Raw genomic sequence first — 23,601 nt, forward strand, 5'->3', positions numbered from 1 at the left:
CCATAGCCTGTTCCACCTCGGAGCTGTTTTTGGGTGTGCACCAAAACTTTGCTCCTGGAACAGGCTTCTCGTCAACTTCTTATCCAGAATTCGGGTTAACTAATCACTTTTTAACAACCACCTTCGGGTGGTTTTTTACTATATGGAGTAACCAGAAATGGCACAAAAGAAAATCCAGCTCACGAAAGAGCAAAAGGTTCTCTTTGATGCCTTAACGAAACTTCAGCAGAAATTCGTGTTAGACATCCTAAAGGGATTGAATCAAACCGATGCCTATCGCAAGACGGGGGGCAAGGCAAAGACAGAGGACACAGCGAGATCCGGTGCAAGTGAAATCCTAACGTTAAAACCTTTCTCGATGCCATGAACCAAGAAGCCTTAGAGCGTCTTTCTGCGAGAAGACGAAGACGGTAAGCCCGTTTTCCAAGCCTCATAGCAATTCAAAGATCCGGCTTTGCAAAACCCTGCCGCACTGAGGGCCATCTCAGAACTGACCACAGGCAAGGACGGCATCAAGTTAAAACTCCATGACCCGAAAGCAGCGATTAAGTAATTGGCTGACCTGATGGGCTGGGATGAACCGAAGAAAGTTGACCTGAGTTCCACTGACGGCTCTGTGACCCCGAACAATATCGACCTCAGCCATCTGAGTTTTGAGCAACTGCTGGAACTAAGAAAAAATCGTGAAAAGTAGCCCTAACATAATGGCTCTTATTTGTACCTCAATTTTAGAATGTGTATGCTAGTTCTACATTTCCAATTACGGATATCACATGAAAATATACACCTTCCCTAAAAGCCGCTCATTAAGAGTTTTATGGACATTAGAAGAGCTTGGCGTATCGTATGATACGATCAAAGTTGATTTACTTAACGATAGCCCCAACGTTATATCTCCTCACTCTCGAGGGAAAGTCCCTTTTATGGTGGATGGTGATATCTCGATAGAAGAAACATTAGCGATATGTCTTTATTTATGCGAGAAACACCCAGAAGAAAGTTTTTATCCAGCTGACTTAAAAGAAAAATCAAACATCAATTCTTGGATTAGCTTTGCACTTACAGAATTAGAATCCCCAATCTGGAATTTACTAAAACAACGGGTTTTTATCCCTGAAGAAAAACGCTCTTTAGAATTAGTTAATTACTTTAGAAATGAATCCGAGAAAGTAGTTAACCAACTTAAATTTGATAAGGGTATTGAGTGGATTGCAGGTAATAACTTTACCTTAGCGGATATTTTTATGTCACATACGCTTCTTTGGGCTAAATTATGTGATATCAGCATAAGTCCAGCTATCAACGATTACATCAATAGAGCAACTAACCGAGCATCGTATTTAAAGGCTCAAGAGAAAAATAATCAGTAAACTTACAGAGAAAAACCTGCTACTAGCTGGCTTTTTAACATGATAGTTCTAACACGAATAGCCAGTGTAGCACCAATTTAGTAATGTCACTTTTTAGCAATGTCACTTTTTGCGGCATAAAGGATAAAACCCTTTTGCTGTAATAAGGACATTCGAATGTTGGTGACTATTTCAGATAAAGAATTAGTTTGTGAAAAGTGTTTAAGGCGCGGTGATGCTGCTGCTCAGTTGAACTTGACGGAACGGCAGGTTCAACGTCTAGTCAATCGTTATCATGAATCAGGCACCCTCGGTGCTTTTGCGGTCGTCGCGGATCTACTATGGTTCTAATGCAGTGAGTATCAGGACAAGACCAAAGAATACTCTAGCTTAAAGCTACAGTATGACGAACAAGTTGTTACCAACACTCAGCGCGTGTACGTCAAGGCCAGGTGCCCCGTGTCTAAAACCACTACCCCCTCCGGCATGGATGGTTCAAGACCCGCCAGACTGGCGAAAGACGCTGAACAAGATTATGTACGTCTCCTTGGAGAACTCGAAGCCCTTGAAGCCCAGTTTCTCGGACTGAAGGATTGGGCGGATACTGAGTGCAGAGGAACAGGGAAATGCTTGAAAGCCAAATACTTACAACAATTGAATATTGAGTGCAAGCCAATCAATCATCATTCTCAGCGTCATTATTCAAGATGTACTGTCTGGCATTGCAGTAAGAGATGGCGATGGACAAAATACAAGAAAGAGCGAAAATTATGCGGACAAATAACGCATTGCCACCCCAGAGCAAATGATACTGGGGTGGCAGGAGTAGGTGAGGATGCAGTGTCAGTGAGTCTTAATGTCTGGGCAGGAGCGATCCTGTCTCCTGCTCGATTTTATTATGCACAGGCCAAGCGGCCCCCTATTCCCGGGTGCATCACTGAGCAATGAGCTACACATTTCGCATATTGTAGAGGGTGTAGAAAAAGAGGCGAACAAAGATAGGCATAAGTTTGCATTGAAGCCAAAAGAGTAGTGCTTACCAATAGGCAAAGAAGAATGAGTTTTTTCATTTTATTCTCCATATTTCACTTATCACAAAGATTGATAAACCTAATAAACCTATCTCCACCCAACAACAAGCGAATAATGCTTAACAATTAATTAACATCTAAAACTAAAACAAATATTTCTGTGTCCATTCTTTGAGTGGTTACAGCAATATCGATAACGCATGCTGCCACTCCGTGCCTGCCGCGTACCCAGCGCACACGGGCTGGTGATATTTTATTTTCATCGTGCACCGCAGTGCCAATCTAAACTTAACGCTCTCCCAGAAGATCAAAGCGATCTGTTCCGGCACAAATGTGCTGGTTGTGCATATGAGCTGGGTTTCCAAGCAAAACCCGCGAGGGTAATGTCAGAACGAATGTTTAAATATGATGACGGTGAATTTAGTGAGGATTTTTTCCCCCATTACGGTATCGCGACAATTACGATTGGTAATCCGCGTAGTGGCGGCATAATGCAGCAGCTAACTAACTGCAAAAAAGAACAAGAGTAATTTTCTTTCATTATGCTGCACCTTAATCGGTTAGGGTCCAACTTTTGGGGTGCAGTTCATCATGGGGCTTTTTTGTAGATGATAGGTGGAATGTTCAGGGTAAGAGCATGAGCGTTTATTTTTTGCTCAGTGGCTCAAGCACCCACTGCATACAGTAATATCACTAAACTATTACAGTAAAATCGTCCTTGATAAGAAGCCGGCCGTTTTCCAGTTTGATACAATGGTCAGCTAAGTGGAAAAAACGATCATCGTGTGTAATAGCCAGTACTGCTTTACCGCGTGCTGCTAATTCAGGCAGTAGTTCTTGATAGAACACGGCCTTAAACAGTGGATCCTGATCAGCAGCCCATTCATCGAACAAGTAAAATGGCCGGTCTTCCAAATAAGCAACCACCAGGGCGAGGCGTTTTCGTTGTCCCAGTGATAAATCACGGGTTGAGAAACAACCATTCTCAATCTTTACCTTGTGATCTAAATGTAGTTTAGCAAGCAACGCGTTAGCACGTGCATCCAATGTCGAATCTGCGTCACTCAGGCCTACCAATGTTTCGAAAAGGTGAAAATCAGAGAAAATCGCTGAAAATAATTGTCGGTAGTTTGCTCTGTTGCTGTCAGTGATTTCATGTCCATCAACGGTAATGACTCCGCTTTCTGGTGTATAGAGGCCAACTAATAGCTTGGCGAGTGTTGTTTTACCACTGCCGTTACCACCAATCAGAAAAGTAATTTCTCCTCTTTTGAGTTCCATATTAATGGGGCCGAGTTGGAATACTTCATCTTCTTTCTCTCGATAATAGCTGTGGGTAATGCCAGATAAGTGTAGCGAGTGAACTTCACCGAATTCGTTAGCAGAAATTTGCGGGCCAAAGTGATCTTGTTCGTTCAGTTCAGAAAGTACATCTCCGATGCGATTGAGCGATACACGAGCTGCATTCAGTGCTGGGATACTGTTTAATAGCCCATCCAGAGGCATCAGCATAAACAGAAAGATGATCAAATAGCCAGCCAGAGTCGCTGTTTTAAGGCCTGGTATCACAGTCGGGGCGAATATCACTACGCCTAAGAACACATAAAATAAGAAGAGTATCCAACCAGCGCCAAAGGCATAAACACTAAAAGCACGAGTACGATGCCGACGTACCGCATCAATTTCGTTGCCAAGTGAGTTGGCAAAAAAAGACTGAGCACGTAAGAAATGTAACTTCAACTCTTTCGCACCAGAAAATAAGGCGTTGAAATGATTGAAGAGGTTGTCTTGTGCCTTACCCGCTGCCTTGAATGAATTGATCGCTTTGGTTCCGCCAAGGCTGTAACCAAGTGAGCCAATGATGACCACAGCCAATGCTAAGAAGAACACAGGCCAGGACAACCAGGCCAGATAACCGAGGCAACCCAGTACTATTGAACCCTGCATTATGATATTGGGTAAGGTGAAGAATAACATTGATACATTCGTTGCATCATCAGTGATAATCGATTGACCTCGAGAAGAACCAAGCAACTCAATCTGGCGAAAGGGTGCACGAGCAACGCGTTCTGAAATAAGTTGGCGCATCTTTGCCATCGTATTCTGACTTAATTTAGCGAAAATTACGCCACTCAGTATGCGGCAAGTAATCGCCAATACAGCCAGAATACCGAAATACCAGGCGAGAGAAGAATCGTTTTCACTGGGGGTTGTCACTGCTCTATTAATTAGTGTGATTAAGGAGACGCTGGAAATACCATTGGCGACACTGGCAAAAATAGCAATGGCAAGTGCCCAGCGCGAACGGTACAAAAGTGAGAGTAAGATCTGATGGGCTGGTTGTTTTATTGTCGAAATGTTCATTTATAGTCCATAAATTATGTGCGTAACTCGCTGGTGTATTTATCCTTTTTGATGAGTGGCATATTGAGGCATCACCTTATATCAGGTAAGCAAATTCCTCTGTCACAACACCTAAGAACCAGATTGGTTAGAAAGCAATAAAGTGCCAGCCCCGTAAGGCTGGCTAGGGTAACAGTATTGAGTCACTCTACTTCATGAAGTTCCCTTCAAAATTAGGCTTATTAACATAATCCAACTTTTCCCATAGCCAAGTGGCAAGCTGCTTAACTTGTGGGTTGGACAGCATGGTCATGTGATTACCAGATACGATCATCGTATTTAGCTGAGCGACATGTTTAGACCACAGATTTTCGCGGGTTTCTGTTTTATCAACGTCTCCTTCTTTGGCGTTAATCAGATGAACGAGGCCTTCATAGCGGGCAGACGGTGTATAACTTGCGTTCAGATTGGCTTGCATAACTTGAACGATGCCTTGCAACATCGATGTCGATGAATTAGCAGGGAAAATGCCGACATTCACCAACGTTCTCAGCAGGAGCTGAATCTGCTCATCTGGTTCCTGATTTTCGAAGTCTTGTCTCGTAAACGGTAATGGTTGAGTCAGCATCATGTTGTAGATATCGATCAACTTCATGAATGTTCCAACACGGTTAATAGCTTTCGGAACACCACCTTGTAGGTCAGGGGCACTGCTATCAACGAGTATAAGGTCGGCGACTCTTTCTCCTTGTGCCTGTAGTTGCAACGCAATCTCAAAGGCTATCCAACCGCCGAAGGAATGACCTAGCAGGTGATAAGGGCCATGAGGCTGCATTTGACGGATCGCTTGAACATAAGCATGAGCCGTCCCTTCAACACTGAGATAAGGAGGGAGATGTGTCTCTATCAGGCCACGAGACTGCAAGGCGTGTACAGGTAGCTGGGACGGAAGTGACAATGCCAATGCAATAAAACTGGAGGCGCTGGCACCTGCACCAGGAATACAGAAAAGTGGAGGAATAGATGTGGTTCCTTTTTGGATAATGACACCCGGAGCATAGGAAGCAGGCAACAAGTGCTCAGTGATCGAATCGACCAATTGATTGATCAAAGGTTGTTGCATGATAGTGCTATGAGTTCCACCAATAGGATGGAGCACGGAATGCTCTCCAACAATATCGCGCCAACCACGCCAAGAGTCGTACCCAGAAGGTAACTTATCTGCTGTATAGAGACAGATGGGTAAAGATGATACAGGGGCAATATAGCTTCGACCAAACTGTAAAATGGTTCTTTGGGTATGGATACGCAGGAGAACATCCTCTTTTGTAATACCCGTTGGTAGCCACTGGCGTTCTTCACAAAAAGCAAGGACTTTATTTAAGTCATTGATATGATAAAGTTTATCAAAATCAGGTTCATCAACAATGCCTAGATGATCACGGAGATATTCAATAATCATATCGATATCTTTTTGCGTATCATTTATCGATTTGTTGGCATCAATACCAAGTTCATGGCTATGTCCACTTTCAGTATCAATTTTGAGCCCGCTTAAGTTATAGGAATCGATCATCCCAAGGTATTTGACTTCTTCACCGCTGTTAATCAATTGCAAGGCCATTTCGTAAGCAATAACCCCTCCGATTGACCAACCTGCGAGGTAATAGGGACCGTGGGGTTGGACTCGACGAATAGCCTGAATATGACAAGCGGCAAGCTCTTCAATAGATGTTGGAGGATTTTCTATTGTGTGGAAGCCAAGTGCCTGTAACCCATAGACAGGTAATTCTGACGGCAGCAAAGTGGCTAGTAGCGAATAAGCCAGCGGATCACCTGTAGTCTCGTGTACCAAGAATAATGGCGGTAAACTGCCTGAAGGGCTTAACGGTACAGGATTCGCGTCAAAAGGCGAGCTTGGTTCGATTGAGACATTGCTAATAGCCAGAGCCAGATCACATAACGTCGGATGAGAGAATAAAGTAGCCAACGAAATCTCCATACCTTGTTTATTTACATAATTCAGTAACTGTACGGCTAACAGCGAATGACCGCCTAGCTCAAAGAAATGGTCATGACGGCCGACACGCTCCAGCCCCAACAGCTCTTGCCAAATCTGCGCCAATCTTGTTTCAACCTCACCCTGCGGCGGCTCATAGCCACGTGACACAATGGCCTGCTGGTCAGGAGCGGGCAGTGCCTTGCGGTCAAGCTTACCGTTAGGGGTCAGTGGGAATGTGTCAATCATGACAAAGGCGCCGGGTAGCATATACTCGGCCAGATGTTGGGCAAGTTCCTGACGCAACTCAGCCGGCACCAGTTCAACACCGGACTGCGGCCGGAGATAGGCCACCAGACGGGTATCGCCCGGCATGTCTTCGCGGGCGATAACCACGGCCTCACATACCCCGGGACACTGAGCGAGACGCGCTTCAATTTCCCCCAGTTCAATACGGAAGCCGCGCAGTTTGACCTGAAAGTCGTTGCGGCCCAGATATTCAATACTGCCATCCGGCAACCAGCGACCGAGGTCACCGGTCTTATAAAGGCGGGCATCAGGAGCTGTTGAGAAGGGATCTGGAATAAAGCGTTCTGCCGTCAGTTCTGGACGGTTCAGATAGCCGCGGGCCACCCCCACGCCGCCAATGTGGAGTTCACCGGTCACCCCGATTGGCACCGGCTGACCGCGGGTATCCAGAATATGAATCTGGGTATTGGCAATGGGGCGGCCGATAGGGACAAAGTGACGTTGATCATCACGCTGGCAGGCCCAGTAGGTGACATCAATAGCGGCTTCGGTCGGGCCATACAGATTATGCAGTTCGGCACTAAAGCGGGCGAAGAAGCGCTGTTGCAGCTCCGATGACAAAGCTTCACCGCTGCAAATCACCCGTTGAAGGGCGGCACAGGTGTACCGGGGTTCAATTCCCTGTACAAATTGCTGCAACATGGACGGGACAAAATGCAGTGTCGTGATACCCGCGGTATCAATCAACCGGGCCAGATAATCCACATCTTTATGCCCTTCGGGACGGGCCATCACCAGACGGGCACCAGAGAGCAGGGGCCAGAAGAATTCCCAGACAGACACATCGAAGCTGAACGGGGTTTTCTGCAAGACGCGGTCATCAGGAATCAGGCCATAGGCATCCTGCATCCAGACCAGACGGTTACAAAGGGCACGGTGGCTGTTCATCACCCCTTTGGGCTGGCCGGTGGAGCCGGAGGTATAGATAACATAGGCCAGATGGCGTGAAGTCAGCCCCCTTGCACGGCTGTCAGGGTTGCTGTCCGGTTCTCTGTCAAAGAGGGCTGGCGAGCGGACATCAAGTATGACCGTGGGCAAGTGACTGTCCACTCGTTCCACCAGCGCAGTCTGTGTCAGTAAGGCGACGGGAGCGGCATCCTCCAGCATATAGGCCAGCCGTTCAGCCGGATAGGCTGGGTCGAGGGGCAGATAGGCGGCACCAGCCTTGAGAATACCCAACAGACCGACGACCATTTCCAGACTGCGTTCAACGCAGATAGCCACGCGATCATCGGGTTGTACGCCCAGCGCAATCAGATGATGAGCCAGCTGATTAGCGCGGCGGTTCAGTTCACCGTAGCTGAGGGATTGTCCTTCAAACACCACAGCGATAGCGTCGGGGGTAAGTTCAGCTTGTTGTTCGAACAATTCATGGATCAACGCTTCCTGTAGGAAGTCGACCTGTGTGGCGTTGAAATCTACCAGTACCTGCTGACGTTCTGCGGCAGGTAGGATCGGCAGGCTCAATACAAGCCGCTGGGGCTCGTTAGTCAGAGCTTCAACCAGACCGCTGATGGCTGTGATCAGGTAATTCGCCAGACGTGTAGGGTCGATTCCCGAGACGCTCTGGGTTACCAGACTGAAGTCTTCTCCTAAGTCATCTACCGAAAGGGTCAATGGATAGTTTGTGCGTTCTTCTGCTTCCAGCATGCGCATACCGCGCCAGACTTTATCATCTGCCGCGCCTGAGTGGCTATGACGGTAATTAAGCAGAGTGCTGAACAATGGCATCGGCGGTGTCACGCCACTACAACGCTGTGCCAGTGCCAGTGGTGCCTGCTCATGTTCAAGCAGTGTCGTCAAGTCATGATAGGTGGCTTGTACCACTTCCAGCACGCTGCGATCAGCAAGAGATACCCGTACTGGCAGAGTATTGATAAACATTCCCATTACCCGATCAGCACCGGAATAGCCTTGCAGACGACCGAGCAGTACAGAACCGAAAACGACATCATCACGGTTGCTGGTCTGTGCCAGCACTTGTGCCCAAGCGACATGGAACAGCACACCCGGGCTGATGCCCAAGCGGCGTGCCTGACGGCGGATCGCCTGTGCCAGCGTGATATTCAGCTTCAAATAGGCTTCAGTCACGCCTTCACCATCCCCCTGTACGTCAAGCAGACCAAAAGGCGCTGTTGGTGCATCAACATCGGCGAGACGGGTGCGGAAATAGTCTTCATGCACTGACTCCGGCACGCTCAGAGTTTGGGCGATAAAGTTGCGATACGGCAGTGCTACAGGTAGAGCTTCCACGCGTCCCTGTAACAGCAAGGTAATTTCGGAAACAATAAGTTCCAATGTCATATGATCGCTGACCAAATGATGGAAACTCAGTGCCAGTAACCATTCATGGCTAACTGGGTCATGAGCGATATCAGCGGCGAACAACGGTGCCCGATTCAGGTTGAGACGACGCTGCCGCGGATCTGTATAAGCATGTAACTGAGCCGGGACATTGTCCTCTGACATCGGAACAAAGGTGTTCACTGGCAGCGGTGCATGACGCCAAATGACCTGAACAGGCTGTGTTAGCCCCTGCCAGCAGAAAGCGGTGCGCAAGATATCATGGCGATCAATCACTTTTTGTAAAGCATTAAGGAAAGCATCAAGACGCTCGCGGGTATCGAAGGCCACCATACTACGTAATAAGTAGGTGTCCCCTTGCTCCTGCAATTGGTGATGGAACAGAATACCTTCCTGCAATGGGGCAAGTGGATAGATATCTTGTACATTCGCAGCCCCACCGGGAACGTTATTGACAATAATATCGATTTCTGCCTGAGAAAGTGTCACCAGCGGTAGCAACTCTGGGGTGATGGCAGTGCAATTTTCGCTAATGAGATTGGGTGGTACGTTAAAGGCAGATTTACCCTGATGAGTTTGTATCATCTGAGCCATCTCAGTGAGCACAGGTGTGGAGAATACACTGCGGACATCAAGCAACCAGCCAGCACTACGCAATCTTTCAATCAGGCTGACAGCTATTAATGAGTGACCGCCGAGTTCGAAGAAATGATCATGACGGCTGACGCGCTCCAATCCCAGCAGGTCTTGCCAGATCTGAGCTAACGCCGTTTCCAGAGTACCTTCTGGTGCTTTATAGGCACGTGTTGCCACAGCAGATTGATCAGGTGCGGGCAGTGATTTGCGGTCAAGTTTGCCATTAGGTGTGAGCGGGAAGGCCTCCAGCATCACAAAGGCGCTGGGCAGCATATACTCAGTCAGATACTGTGCAAGCTGTTGGCGCAGTTCAGCCGGCACAAGTTCAACACCAGATTGCGGCCGGAGATAGGCTACCAGACGTTTATCGCCAGGAATATCCTCGCGGAGAATAACAACAGCTTCCTGCACGCCCGAACACTGGATAAGACGTGCTTCAATCTCACCAAGTTCAATACGGAAGCCACGTAGTTTGACTTGAAAATCGCTGCGGTCCAGATATTCGATATTGCCATCCGGCAGCCAGCGACCCAGATCACCGGTTTTATACATACGGGCATCAGGCATGCTTGAGAATGGGTTGGAAATAAAGCGTTCTACCGTTAATTCTGGACGATTGAGATAACCACGAGCAACACCAGCCCCACCGATATGAATTTCACCGGCTACGCCAATCGGCACTGGCTGACCACGTGCATCCAGAATATAGATCCAAGTATTGGCGATAGGCTGACCGATGGAAACATTGGGTTGGTTATGAGAAATAACCTGATAGACAGAAGCCCATACTGTCGCTTCTGTCGGTCCATACTCGTTATAGAGAGCAATAGGTAATTCTAATTGTTCAATATGAGTATGAAGCTCAGGTAAGCAGCGTTCACCGGCTACAATGAGGACTTGGAGAGATGCCATATCTTCTTTAGTCGCTAACTGTAGTAAGTTCAGCGCAAAAGAGGGTACGCATAATAAGCAACTGATGTCATTTCGGCGTAGAGTCTGCAAAATAGCTGTGGGATCAACAGTACTCATTTGTTCCGGAATGCACAAACACCCTCCATTAGTAAGAGTGCTGAAGATGCTAGCGAGAGAGCTGTCAAATGCGATTGAAGACAAGAGCAAAAGCCGTTCGAAATGTTGATATGTCAACTGTCGGGCATAGGTAGAGGCAACGATATTCCTGTGTTCAACCATTACCCCTTTGGGCTGCCCAGTGGAGCCAGAAGTGTAGATGACATACGCCAAGTGGTGTGAAGTTACCCCCAGTGTTTGAGCGTCGGGATTATTCTCTGCGTAGGCATTGAAAGCCGAAGTATCAAGAAGCACGGTAGGTACACTGCTATTGAGTGTTTTGCTCAGGGCTGATTGGGTGAGCAGGGCTACAGGTTCCGCATCTTCAAGCACATAGCTCAGTCGTTCAACCGGATAGGCCGGATCCAGTGGCACATAAGCCCCGCCAGCTTTAAGAATGGCCAGCAATCCCACTACCATTTCCAGACTGCGTTCAACGCAGATAGCCACGCGATCATCGGGCTGTACACCCAGAGCAATCAAATAATGAGCCAGACGATTAGCACGGCGGTTGAGTTCGCTGTAACTGAGGGAGTGCTCTTCAAATACCACAGCGGTAGCATCAGGAGTCAGTTCAACCTGCCGTTCAAACAGTTCATGGATCAAGATATTCCGTGGGAAGTCAGCCTTGGTGTCATTGAAGTCCACCAGTAACTGCTGACGTTCTTCGGCAGGCAGGATAGGCAGGCTCAGAACAGAACGCTGGGGGTCTGTTGCCAGAGAATTCACCAGTCCATCAATCGCTGTCATCAGATAGGCGGATACTCGGGTAGGGTCAATGCCTGCGATGGCCTGAACTGTCAGATTGAAGCCTTCACCCAGATCATCCACGGAGAGAGTCAATGGATAGTTGGTGCGATCTTCGGTAGTCAGCACGCGGATACCGTTCCAGATTGTATCAGTTGCACTTGTTTGACTATGACGGTAATTGAGCAGTGCACTGAACAGCGGCATTGGTGGTGCCACATTACTACAGCGCTGCGCCAGCGTCAGAGGCGCCTGTTCATGTTCCAGCAGTGTCATTAGATCATGGTAGGTGTTCTGCACCACTTCCAGCACACTACGATCGGCAAGAGATATTCTTAATGGCAACGTATTGATAAACATCCCCATTACCCGATCGGCACCGGCAGAACCTTGTAGACGGCCCAGTAACACGGAACCGAAAACCACATCGTCACGACCGCTGGTTTGTGCCAACACCTGAGCCCAGGCGACATGGAACAGTACCCCAGGGCTGATACCCAGACGGCGAGCTTGGCTGCGGATCTCCTGTGCCAGCGCGGAACCCAGAGGTAAGCTGGCTTCGGCAATATTCTCTCCATCGTCCTGTATATTGAGCAACCCGAAGGGAGCTGTTGGAGCATCAACATCGGCAAGCTGAGCGCGGAAATAATCCTCATGCACCGAGGCTGGGACACTCAACGTCTGGGCGATGAAGTTACGGTACGGCAGTGGATTGGGCAAATCCTCCGTACGTCCCTGTAATAACAAGTAAATTTCATCAACAATAAGCGCCAGCGTCATGTGATCGCCTATCAGGTGGTGAAAATTCAGCACCAGCAGCCATTCGTGGCTGGCCGGATCATGGGCGATGTCTGCGGAGAACAGCGGCGCCTGACTCAGATCAAGCCGGCGTTGGCGTGGGTTAGTGTAGGCCTGCAATTGTGCCAACACATTGTCCTCTGAAGCTGGTACAAAGGTGTTTACTGATAGTGTAGCCTGTCGCCAAACCACCTGAACAGGTTGGGACAACCCTTGCCAGCAGGCGGCAGTACGTAGGATATCATGGCGATTAATCACTTGTTGCAGAGCACCAAGGAAAGCGTCGAGACGTTCACGCGTATCGAAAGCCATCAGACTGCATAACAGGTATGTATCACCTTGTTCCTGCATCCGATGGTGGAACAGTATGCCTTCCTGTAATGGTGCAAGCGGGTAGATATCCTGCACATTGGCGGCACCACCAACCACAGTCTCGACAACAATATCGATTTCTGGCTGGGACAGTGTGACCAGTGGCAGCATATCAGGAGTGATGGCAGGGGAGCCTTCAGGAATACGGTTAAGCGGCACAATAAAGGCAGATTCATCCTGAGCAGCCCGAATGGTTTTAGCCATGTCAGCAAGTATCGGTGCTGAAAAGACACTGCGGACATCAAGCAACCAACCCGCACTGCGTAGCTGTTCAATCAGGCTGACTGCCATCAATGAATGACCGCCAAGCTCGAAGAAGTGGTCATGACGTCCGACGTGCTCCAGCCCCAGCAGGTCTTGCCAAATTTGCGCCAGCGTGGTTTCCAGCTCACCCACCGGTGCTTCATAGCCACGTGTGACTACCGCTGACTGGTCAGGAGCCGGTAATGCCTGACGGTCGAGTTTGCCGTTCGGCGTGAGTGGGAAAGTTTCCAGCATCACAAAAGCACTGGGCAGCATATAATCGGCCAAATGCTGTGCAAGTTGCTGGCGCAGTTTCGCGGGTACCAATTCAATATCAGGCTGTGTCCGAAGGTAGGCTACTAAGCGTTTATCACCGGGGATATCCTCGCGGGCGATAACAACGGCCTCATCTATTTCTGGACACTGAACCAGACGTGCTTCGATTTCCCCCAGTTCAATGCGGAAGCCGCGCAGCTTGACCTGAAAATCGTTACGGCCGAGGTATTCAATATTACCATCGGATAACCAGCGGCCGAGGTCACCGGTCTTATAAAGGCGAGCACCTTGCACTGCCGAGAATGGGTCTGGAATAAAACGTTCCGCTGTCAGTTCTGGGCGGTTCAGATAGCCACGGGCCACGCCAACACCGCCGATATGAATCTCTCCGGCCACACCGAGAGGGACTGGCTGACCCTGTGTATCCAGAATATAGATTTGAGTATTAGCGATAGGCTGACCGATAGGGGGTGCTTTCTCATCCTGAGTATTGCATAAATAGTGAGTTGCACAGACAGTACACTCTGTTGGACCATAGACATTGAACATCCGTCGTCCTGTTGCCAAGCGCTTGATCAGCGTTGGTGAACAAACTTCACCCCCTACAACCAAAGTCTGTAGTGTCGCCGGTACTGAATCCAATGCAGCCAGTGCTGTCGGTGTCAAGAGCATGTGGGTAATGGCATTTTCTTTCAGGGTATGGAACAGTTCTGTGCCAGGCAAGAGGTTCGTACGTTGAGCGAGATAGAGACAAGCGCCTGTCAGGAGTGCCATACAGCATTCCTGCATACAAACATCGAAACTGAAAGAAGCAAACTGCAATAGACGGCTATCGGCTGTAATGTCGAGGGTTTTTGTCTGGGCATTAATCAGATTAGACAAACTACGGTGCTCAACCATCACTCCTTTAGGTTGACCGGTGGAGCCGGAGGTGTAAATCACATAGGCCAGATGGCGTGAGGTTAGCCCCAGTGCCTGAGCATTAAGATTTTCTTCTGATTCCTTATCAAAAGCAGTTGATTCTTGGGAAACGGACAGCCCTTGATCATCAAGTACCACAGTAGGCAGATTGCTGCCGAGTACCTCAACGAGTGCGGACTGGGTGAGCAGAGCGACTGGTGCCACATCATCAAGCATATAGGCCAGTCGTTCAGCCGGATAGGCCGGATCGAGTGGTACATAAGCACCGCCAGCTTTAAGAATAGCCAGCAACCCGACTACCATCTCCAGACTGCGCTCAACACAGATAGCGACCCGATCATCGGGTTGAACCCCCAGAGTGAGTAAGTAATGAGCCAGACGATTGGCACGGCGGTTCAGTTCACTGTAAGTAAGCGACAACCCTTCAAACACCACAGCAGTGGCGTCAGGGGTACGCTTAACCTGTTGCTCAAACAGTTCTTGAATAAGCGCCTGTTGTGGGAAGTCTGTTTGTGTCGCATTGAAATCTACCAATAGCTGCTGACGTTCTGCGGCAGGCAAGATCGGCAGGCTCAATATTGATAGTTGGGGTTCAGTTACCAGTGCATCTACCAGCCCACTGATCGCAGTGATCAAATAGTTGACCAACCGTAAAGGATCAATCCCCGCAGTGGCTTGGGCGAGCAGGCTGAAATCGTCTCCTAAATCATCCACTGATAGGGTTAGCGGATAGTTGGTGCGTATTTTTTCGTTCAGTATGCGCATACCATCCCAGACTTTATTAACCGTACCTGACTGGCTATGGCGGTAGTTGAGCAGGGCGCTGAACAGCGGTAACGGTGGGTTCACACCACTACAACGCTGTGCGAGCGTCAGAGGTGCCTGTTCATGCTCCAGCAGTGCCATCAGATCGCGGTACGTGGCTTGCACAACTTCCAGAACGCTGCGATTAGCGAGAGTGATCCGCACTGGCAACGTATTGATAAACATCCCCATCACTTGGTCGGCACCGGCTGAGCCTTGCAAACGGCCAAGCAACACAGTGCCGAAAACCACATCGTCACAGCCGCTGGTTTGTGCCAGCATCTGAGCCCAGGCAACATGGAACAGTACGCCAGGGTTGATGCCCAGACGGCGGGACTGAGTACGTATAGCCTGTGCCAGAGTGGTATCCAATAGCAAACGGGCTTCGGTAACATCCTCACCATCCCCCTGTATATTAAGTAAGCCGAAGGCGGCGGTTGGCGCATCGACATCAGCGAGCCGGGCGCGGAAGTAATCCTCATGTACTGAGGCTGGCACGCTCAGGGTTTGAGCAATAAAGTTACGATAAGGCAGTGGGATCGGCAGGGTTTCTGCCTGCCCCTGTAATAACTGAATGATTTCATTAATGATAAGCCCTAATGTCATATGGTCACAAACTAGGTGATGTAAACTCAGGGCTAACAACCATTCATTGTTGGCTGGATCGTAAGCAATGTCGGCAACACATAGCGGCGCTCGACTCAGGTCGATCTGACGTTGACGCGGATCGGTGTGCGCCTGTAATTGAGCCTGTACATTGTTTGCGAATACATTGTTTGCGAAGGTATTATCTGCGGAGTCTGGCACAAAAGTCGCCACTGACAGCGGTGCCTGACGCCAGACCACCTGCACCGGCTGCGTCAAGCCCTGCCAGCAAACAGCGGTACGCAGGACATCATGACGGTCTATCACCTGTTGCAGTGCCTTAAGGAAGGTATCAAGGCGTTCGCGAGTATTAAAGGCGATTAAATGGTGTAATAGATAAGCATCGCCTTGTTGCTGTAGCCGATGATGGAACAGAATGCCCTCTTGTAACGGAGCAAGCGGATAAATATCCTGCACATTGGCAGCACCGCCCGCCACCGTGTTAACAACCGTATCGATTTCTGGCTGAGACAGTGTCACCAGTGACAGCATCTCCGGCGTAATCGCCGTGCAACCTTCCGGAATACCGTTAGGCGGCACACTAAAGGCAGTTTCCCCCTGATTGGCCTGAATAGCCTGAGCCATATCAGTCAGTACAGGAGCGGAAAAGACACTGCGCACATCAAGCAGCCAGCCGGCATTGCGCAGTTGTTCAATCAGGCTGACCACCATCAGCGAGTGGCCGCCGAGTTCAAAGAAGTGGTCATGACGGCCGACACGCTCCAGCCCCAGCAGAGTTTGCCAAATCTGTACCAGCGTGGTTTCCGGTTCACCCACCGGTGCGGCATAGCCCCGGGTAATGACGGCGGACTGGTCAGGGGCCGGCAGCGCCTTGCGGTCAAGCTTGCCATTCGGCGTGAGCGGGAAGGTTTCCAGCATCACAAAAGCGCCGGGCAGCATATACTCGGCCAGATGCTGCGAAAGGGCCTGACGCAAATCAGCCGGCACCAGCTCAGCACCGGATTGGGGCCGGAGATAGGCCACCAGACGGGTATCCCCCGGCATGTCTTCGCGGGCAACGACAATGGCTTCATCTACGCCCGGACACTGAACGAGACGCGCTTCAATTTCCCCCAGCTCAATACGGAAGCCGCGCAGCTTGACCTGAAAGTCATTGCGGCCGAGATATTCGATACTGCCGTCCGACAACCAGCGGGCGAGGTCACCGGTCTTATAAAGGCGGGCATCCGGCGCTGTTGAGAACGGGTCTGCAATAAAACGTTCTGCGGTGAGCTCAGGGCGGTTGAGGTAACCCCGGGCCACCCCCACACCGCCGATATGGAGTTCACCGGTCACCCCGATTGGCACGGGCTGACCGTGGGTATCCAGAATATGAATCTGGGTATTGGCAATGGGGCGGCCGATAGGGACAAAATGACGTTTATCGTCACGCTGGCAGGCCCAGCTGGTGACATCAATAGCGGCTTCGGTCGGGCCATACAGATTGTGCAGTTCAGCACTGAAACGGACGAAGAAGCGCTGTTGCAGCTCCGGTGACAGGGCTTCCCCGCTGCAAATGACCCGTTGAAGGGCGGCACAGGTGTGCCGGGGTTCAATCCCCTGTACAAATTGCTGCAACATGGACGGGACAAAATGCAGTGTCGTGATACCCGCGCTATCAATCAACCGGGCCAGATAATCCACATCTTTGTGCCCTTCGGGACGGGCCATCACCAGACGGGCACCGGAGAGCAGGGGCCAGAAGAATTCCCAGACAGACACATCGAAACTGAACGGGGTTTTCTGCAAGACGCGGTCATGGGCGGTCAGGCCATAGGCATCCTGCATCCAGACCAGACGGTTACAAAGGGCACGGTGGCTGTTCATCACCCCTTTGGGCTGGCCGGTGGAGCCGGAGGTGTAAATGACATAGGCCAGATGGTGTGAGGTCAGTCCCAATGCGCAGTGGTCTGGGTTGCTGTCCGGTTCTTTGTCAAAGAGGGCTGGGGAATGGGCATCAAGCAGCACAGTGGGCAAGTGACTGTCCATTCGTTCCACCAACGCAGTCTGTGTCAGTAAGGCTACAGGAGCGGCATCCTCCAGCATATAGGCCAACCGTTCGGTTGGGTAGTCTGGATCGAGTGGCAGATAGGCCGCGCCGGCCTTGAGAATACCCAGCAAACCAATGACCATTTCCAGGCTGCGCTCGGTACAGATAGCCACCCGATCATCGGGCAGGACACCCAGCGCCAGAAGATGATGGGCCAGTTGGTTGGCACGGCGGTTGAGTTCACGGTAGCTGAGGGATTGTCCTTCAAATTCCACCGCGGTGGCCTCAGGTGAGCGTTCAGCCTGTTGCTCGAATAATTCATGGATCAGCGCTTCCTGTGGGAAGTCCGCCTGTGTCGCATTGAAATCCACCAGCAGTTGTTGACGTTCAGCAGAAGGCAGAACTGACAGACTCAGAATAGAGCGCTGAGATTCAGTTGCCAGCGCGTTAATCAGGCCGCTGATGGCTGTAGCCAGATAGCTTGCTATCCGTGTGGGTTCAATCCCTGTGACAGCTTGAGCCACTAAGTTGAAACCATCCCCTAAATCATCCACCGAGAGAGTGAGTGGATAGTTGGTACGTTCCTCAGCAGTCAGTAAGCGAATACCACTCCAGGCTATATTGTCCGAACTTGGCTGACTATGGCGATAGTTGAACAGTGTACTGAACAACGGTAATGGTGGTGTCACTCCGCTACAACGTTGCGCCAGTGTCAGAGGAGCCTGTTCATGCTCCAGTAATGTTGTCAGGTTGCGGTAGGTGGCTTGCACTACCTCCAGCACACTAAGGTCAGCAAGAGATACCCGTACTGGCAGCGTATTGATAAACATTCCCATGACCCGATCGGCTCCGGCAGAGCCTTGCAGGCGGCCAAGTAACACGGAACCAAAGACCACATCATCACGGCCGCTCGTCTGTGCCAGCACCTGTGCCCAGGCGACATGAAACAGCACACCCGGGCTGATACCCAGACGACGGGACTGATCGCGGATCGCTCGTGCCAGCGTGGGTTCCAGAGATAAACTGGCTTCGGCAATATCTTCACCGTCATTTTGCGCATTAAGCAGGCCAAAAGGAGCGGTTGGAGCATCAACATCAGCAAGTTGGGCGCGGAAGTAATCCTCATGTACTGAGGCCGGCACGCTCAGATTCTGGGCAACAAAGTTACGATAAGGCAGCGGAACTGGCAGAGCGTCTGTTTGTCCTTGTAATAACAGGTGAATCTCATTAATGATCAGCTCCAGTGTCATATGGTCACCAACCAGATGGTGGAAGCCCAAGGCTAACAGCCATTCATCATTGTTGACCGGATCGTGAGCAATATCAGCGGTGAGCAACGGTGCCTGACTTAGATCGAGCCGGCGTTGGCGCGGATCAGTGTGTGCCTGCAATTGAGCCTGCACATTATCTGTAGAAGCAGGTACAAAGGTAGTCACTGACATTGGTGCTTGACGCCAAACGACCTGTACGGACTGTGTCAGTCCTTGCCAGCAGACAGCAGTACGCAGGATATCATGGCGGTCAATAACTTGTTGCAGGGCATTAAGGAAAGCATCGAGACGTTCACGGCTATCAAAGGCAATCAGACTGTTTAACAGATAAGTATCGCCTTGTTCTTGTAGCCGATGATGGAACAGAATACCTTCCTGCAATGGTGAAAGTGGATAAATATCTTGCACATTGGCAGCGCCGCCAGCCACAGTTTTGGCAACCGTATCGATTTCTGTCTGAGACAGGGTTACCAGTGGCAGCATATCAGGAGTGAGGGCAGTACAGCCTTCAGGAATACCGTTAGGTGGCACAGTAAAGGCAGGCTCACCCTGATGTGCCTGAATAACCTGAGCCATATCGGAGAGAATCGGCGCTGAGAAGACGGCACGGGCATCAAGTGTCTGACCCTGTTGACGCAGTCGTTCAATCAGGCTGACAATCATCAACGAATGCCCACCTAACTCAAAAAAGTGGTCATGACGACCAATGCGTTCCAGCCCCAGCAGATCTTGCCAGATTTGCGCTAGTATGGTTTCGAGTTCTCCCTCAGGAGCCATATAGTTTCGTGTTGCTATGGCAGACTCTTCTGGTGCAGGCAGAGCCTTGCGATCGAGTTTACCATTAGGGGTAAGTGGGAAAGTTTCCAGTGTCACAAAAGCACTGGGCAACATATATTCGGTCAGATGTTGGGCAAGTTGCTGCCGCAGTTCGGCTGGCACCAGCTCGATATTAGATTGAGCCAGAAGATAGGCCACCAAGCGCTTGTCACCGGGGATATCCTCACGGGCAATAACAATCGCTTCACGTACTCCCGGGCACTGTGTGAGACGAGCTTCGATTTCCCCCAGTTCGATGCGGAAGCCGCGCAGCTTAATTTGGAAGTCGTTACGGCCGAGATATTCAATGTTGCCATCCGGTAGCCAGCGGCCGATGTCACCCGTTTTATATAAACGAGCCCCTGACACTGCTGAGAATGGGTTAGGAATAAATCGTTCTGCCGTCAGTTCTGGACGGTTCAGATAGCCACGGGCCACGCCAACACCACCGATATAAATTTCTCCAGTCACACCGAGAGGGACTGGCTGACCTTGGGTATCCAGAATATAAATATGGGTATTGGCGATAGGTCGGCCGATAGGTGGCACTCTTTCATCTTGGGCATCGCATGGATAGAAGGTTGCACAGACAGTGGCTTCCGTTGGTCCATAAGCATTGATTATCCTCCGCCCTGTTGCCCAGCGTTTGATCAGCGCTGGTGAGCAAATTTCACCCGCCAAAACCAGAACAGTCAGGTCAGTCAATTCAGCATCAGGTGTTAAGGCACTGGCTGCCACAGGCGGCAGGGTCACATGGGTAATCGCCTGAGTTTTCAGTGTATTAATCAGGGCCTCACCGGGTAACAGCGCTTCACGAGATGCCAGAACAAGACAGGCACCTTGGCACAACGTGGTAGCAATTTCAGAGATACAGGCATCAAAACTGAAAGAAGCAAACTGCAATAGTCGGCTATTGGCTGTGATATGAAATGCTTCAATTTGTGCATGAATCAGATTATTCAGACCACGATGCTCAACCATCACCCCTTTGGGTTGACCGGTGGAGCCGGAGGTGTAGATAACATATGCCAGATGATGTGAATTCAGCCCCAGTGCACGGGAATCGGGGTTACTTGTTGCACAGGCACCGAAGATTGGAGTGTCAAGCAGTACGGTAGGCTGATCGCTACCCAGTGTCTTAGCCAGTGAAGTCTGGGTAAGCAGTGCCACCGGGGCGGCATCATTCAGCATATAGGTCAGCCGTTCGGCTGGATAAGCCGGATCGAGTGGCACATAGGCTGCACCTGCCTTGAGGATTCCCAGCAACCCAACCACCATTTCCAGACTGCGTTCAACACAGATGGCGATCCGATCATCGGGTTGAACCCCCAGAGCAAGCAGATAATGGGCAAGCTGGTTGGCACGGCGGTTTAGTTCACTGTAACTTAGTGACTGATCTTCAAATACCAAAGCTGTGGCGTCAGGGGTACAGACCGCCTGCTGTTCGAACAACTGATGGATCAGGGTCTCTTGTGGGAAGTTCCGATCAGTGGCATTGAAGTCTACCAATGACTGTTGGCGCTCTGAGGCAGGCAGTATATCCACACTCAGGGCTGGTGCACTCGGTGTGTCTGCCAATAGCAGTGCCAATTGTTCCAGCGCCCTGATCAAATAGGTATTTACCCTGATTGGATCAATAGTGTTGACGGTTTGGACTGATAACGCAAAAGAGTCACCATCATCGTCAATCGAAATCCCCACCGGATAGTTGGTGCGTTCGCGTCCATCCAGATTTGTTACGCCAAATTGTTCCAGATTAAGTGAATCGGCGTCCATGTCATTCATATGCCGGCAATTTAACAGGGAGCTGAACAACGGCATATTGCCGAACCCACTATAACGTTGCACAAGAGACAACGGGGTCTGTTCATAACGCAACAAACTGACGCATGTGTCATTCGCTTTTCTGACCAGTTCCTCAACACTGATATCGTTCAGTTTCAGTCTGACAGGCAGGGTATTGATGAACATTCCCAGCGCGCTCGTACTCCCTGCCATACCCGACATACGGCCTGACAAGGTGGTTCCGAATACAACATCATCACGGCCACTGGTACGGGCGATAACCAGTGCCCAGCCAGCATGGAACACAGCCGCGGGACTGGTACCTAGTTTGCTGGCTGTTTCACGTATTGTGCGTGAGAATGTGGCAGTAAGGCGCTGACGGGCTTCTGTAATATGCTCGCCCCCTTCCTGAACGTTAATCAGGCCAAAAGGTGCTGTCACTTCATCAAAATCCGCCAGATATTCCCGGAAAAAGGTTTCTGCGGCCTGAAGATTGTCTTTCTGGCGTGTATAAGCAACAAAGTTCCGGTAAGGAACCGATGGCGGTAAATCGGCCCCTTTCCCCGTTAAGAAAGCGGCCGTTTCTGTGAGAAAGTTCCGCAATGAGAGGTTATCGTCGATGATGTGATGGAATTGAAGCAAAACATACAGCTTGGATGAATGTGGGTCAGCCGCAATTTGTAAATGTATCAGTGGTGCATGGGATAAATCCATGCGCAGATGTGATAATGTCATGCGCTTTTTCAGGCTGGTAACCACATCACTGCCATCCTCTACGCTCAGGTAGTGGACAGGCAATGTGGCGTTCCGGTGCACAACCTGAACCGGTTGGGACAATCCAGTCCAGTAAATGGCGGTGCGCAGGATATCATGCCGATCGATAACCGCCTGTAATGCCGCCGTAAAGGCTTCAAGGTCTGCCTGACTTTCGATGCTCAATAGTGATGAAATCACATATGGATCTTTGGCCGGATTCAGCAGATGGTGGAAGAAAATACCTTCCTGCAATGGAGCAAGTGGATAAATATCCTGCACATTGGCGGTACCACCAGGAACCGCATTAACAATGGTGTCAATTTCCGTCTGTGACAGCTCCACCAGAGGCAGCATGTCGGGAGTGAGGGCTGTACAGCCTTCAGGAATACGGTTAGGCGGCACAATAAAGGCCGGTTCCCCCTGAGATACCTGAATAGCCTGAGCCAGATCGGCCAGAACCGGTGCAGTGAATACCGTACGGACATCCAATTCCCAGCCAACATGGCGCAGCTGTTCAATCACCCTGACAACCAGCAGCGAGTGGCCGCCAAGTTCAAAAAAGTGATCATAACGGCCGACACGCTCCAGCCCCAACAACCCTTGCCAAATCTGCGCCAACCTGGTTTCAACCTCACCCTGCGGCGGCTCATAGCCACGTGACACAATGGCCAACTGGTCAGGAGCGGGCAGTGCCTTGCGGTCAAGCTTGCCGTTAGGGGTCAGCGGGAACGTGTCAATCATGACAAAAGCGCCGGGCAGCATATACTCGGCCAGATGCTGCGAAAGGGCCTGACGCAAGTCAGCCGGCACCAGTTCAACACCGGGTTGCGGCCGGAGATAGGCCACCAGACGAGTATCCCCCGGAGTATCTTCACGGGCGATAACCACCGCTTCCCTCACCCCTGAACATTGAATCAGGCGCGCTTCAATTTCCCCCAGCTCAATACGGAAGCCACGCAGCTTGACCTGAAAGTCGTTGCGGCCCAGATATTCAAGACTGCCATCCGGCAACCAGCGGCCGAGGTCGCCGGTTTTGTACAACCGGGCGTCAGGTGTGCCGGAGAACGGGTCAGCAATAAAGCGTTCCGCAGTGAGTTCAGGGCGGTTGAGGTAGCCACGGGTGACACCGGCACCACCG

At 50.4% G+C, this 23,601-nt stretch carries 9 protein-coding genes; 7 read left to right on the forward strand and 2 right to left on the reverse strand.

Features of this window, described 5'->3' with window-relative positions; genetic code table 11:
- Positions 1 to 157: 157 nt before the first annotated feature.
- From Xmir_RS18985 to Xmir_RS19000, 7 genes are all read left to right on the forward strand, one after another.
- Positions 158 to 367: a terminase small subunit gene (locus Xmir_RS18985; protein WP_244170986.1), complete on the forward strand. Its 210-nt coding sequence runs from the start codon at positions 158 to 160 to the stop codon at positions 365 to 367.
- Positions 368 to 565: 198 nt separating this feature from the next.
- Positions 566 to 694 carry a hypothetical protein gene (locus Xmir_RS31240; RefSeq protein ID WP_279627219.1) on the forward strand — a complete coding sequence of 43 codons (129 nt, stop codon included), beginning with the start codon at positions 566 to 568 and terminating at the stop codon, positions 692 to 694.
- A gap of 79 nt (positions 695 to 773) precedes the next feature.
- Entirely contained in the window at positions 774 to 1,370 is a 597-nt protein-coding gene (locus Xmir_RS18990) for a glutathione S-transferase family protein (protein WP_099115680.1), read from the forward strand.
- Positions 1,371 to 1,526: 156 nt separating this feature from the next.
- Positions 1,527 to 1,700 carry a helix-turn-helix domain-containing protein gene (locus Xmir_RS24050; RefSeq protein WP_145956930.1) on the forward strand — a complete coding sequence of 58 codons (174 nt, stop codon included), beginning with the start codon at positions 1,527 to 1,529 and terminating at the stop codon, positions 1,698 to 1,700.
- Positions 1,701 to 1,839: 139 nt separating this feature from the next.
- Complete coding sequence (rz1, locus tag Xmir_RS34585; protein WP_422646026.1) at positions 1,840 to 1,938, forward strand: lysis system o-spanin lipoprotein Rz1; 99 nt, start codon at positions 1,840 to 1,842, stop codon at positions 1,936 to 1,938.
- Between the two features lie 41 nt (positions 1,939 to 1,979).
- The gene (locus tag Xmir_RS25800) at positions 1,980 to 2,297 is read left to right on the forward strand and encodes a hypothetical protein (RefSeq protein WP_167386016.1); all 318 of its coding nucleotides are present in this window, start codon (positions 1,980 to 1,982) and stop codon (positions 2,295 to 2,297) included.
- A 283-nt stretch (positions 2,298 to 2,580) separates the two neighbouring features.
- Positions 2,581 to 2,910 (forward strand): hypothetical protein, encoded by a 330-nt coding sequence (locus Xmir_RS19000; RefSeq protein WP_099115682.1) that lies wholly within the window; start codon positions 2,581 to 2,583, stop codon positions 2,908 to 2,910.
- A gap of 163 nt (positions 2,911 to 3,073) precedes the next feature.
- Here Xmir_RS19000 and Xmir_RS19005 read toward each other — a convergent pair whose 3' ends face one another.
- Both Xmir_RS19005 and Xmir_RS19010 read right to left on the reverse strand, forming a co-directional pair.
- Positions 3,074 to 4,744 (reverse strand): cyclic peptide export ABC transporter, encoded by a 1,671-nt coding sequence (locus Xmir_RS19005; protein WP_099115683.1) that lies wholly within the window; start codon positions 4,742 to 4,744, stop codon positions 3,074 to 3,076.
- Positions 4,745 to 4,931: 187 nt separating this feature from the next.
- Positions 4,932 to 23,601, reverse strand: an 18,670-nt coding sequence (locus tag Xmir_RS19010; protein ID WP_099115684.1) for an amino acid adenylation domain-containing protein, incomplete at its 5' end; no start/stop codon positions are given.

It is taken from the genome of Xenorhabdus miraniensis (assembly GCF_002632615.1).

Bases quoted from the DNA above. Each gene is read 5' to 3' on its own strand.
- Xmir_RS31240 (WP_279627219.1), top strand. From the start codon at position 566: ATGGGCTGGGATGAACCGAAGAAAGTTGACCTGAGTTCCACTGACGGC.
- Xmir_RS18990 (WP_099115680.1), top strand. From the start codon at position 774: ATGAAAATATACACCTTCCCTAAAAGCCGCTCATTAAGAGTTTTATGG.
- Xmir_RS19000 (WP_099115682.1), top strand. From the start codon at position 2,581: ATGCTGCCACTCCGTGCCTGCCGCGTACCCAGCGCACACGGGCTGGTG.
- Xmir_RS18985 (WP_244170986.1), top strand. From the start codon at position 158: ATGGCACAAAAGAAAATCCAGCTCACGAAAGAGCAAAAGGTTCTCTTT.
- rz1 (WP_422646026.1), top strand. From the start codon at position 1,840: ATGGTTCAAGACCCGCCAGACTGGCGAAAGACGCTGAACAAGATTATG.
- Xmir_RS24050 (WP_145956930.1), top strand. From the start codon at position 1,527: ATGTTGGTGACTATTTCAGATAAAGAATTAGTTTGTGAAAAGTGTTTA.
- Xmir_RS19005 (WP_099115683.1), bottom strand. From the start codon at position 4,744: ATGAACATTTCGACAATAAAACAACCAGCCCATCAGATCTTACTCTCA.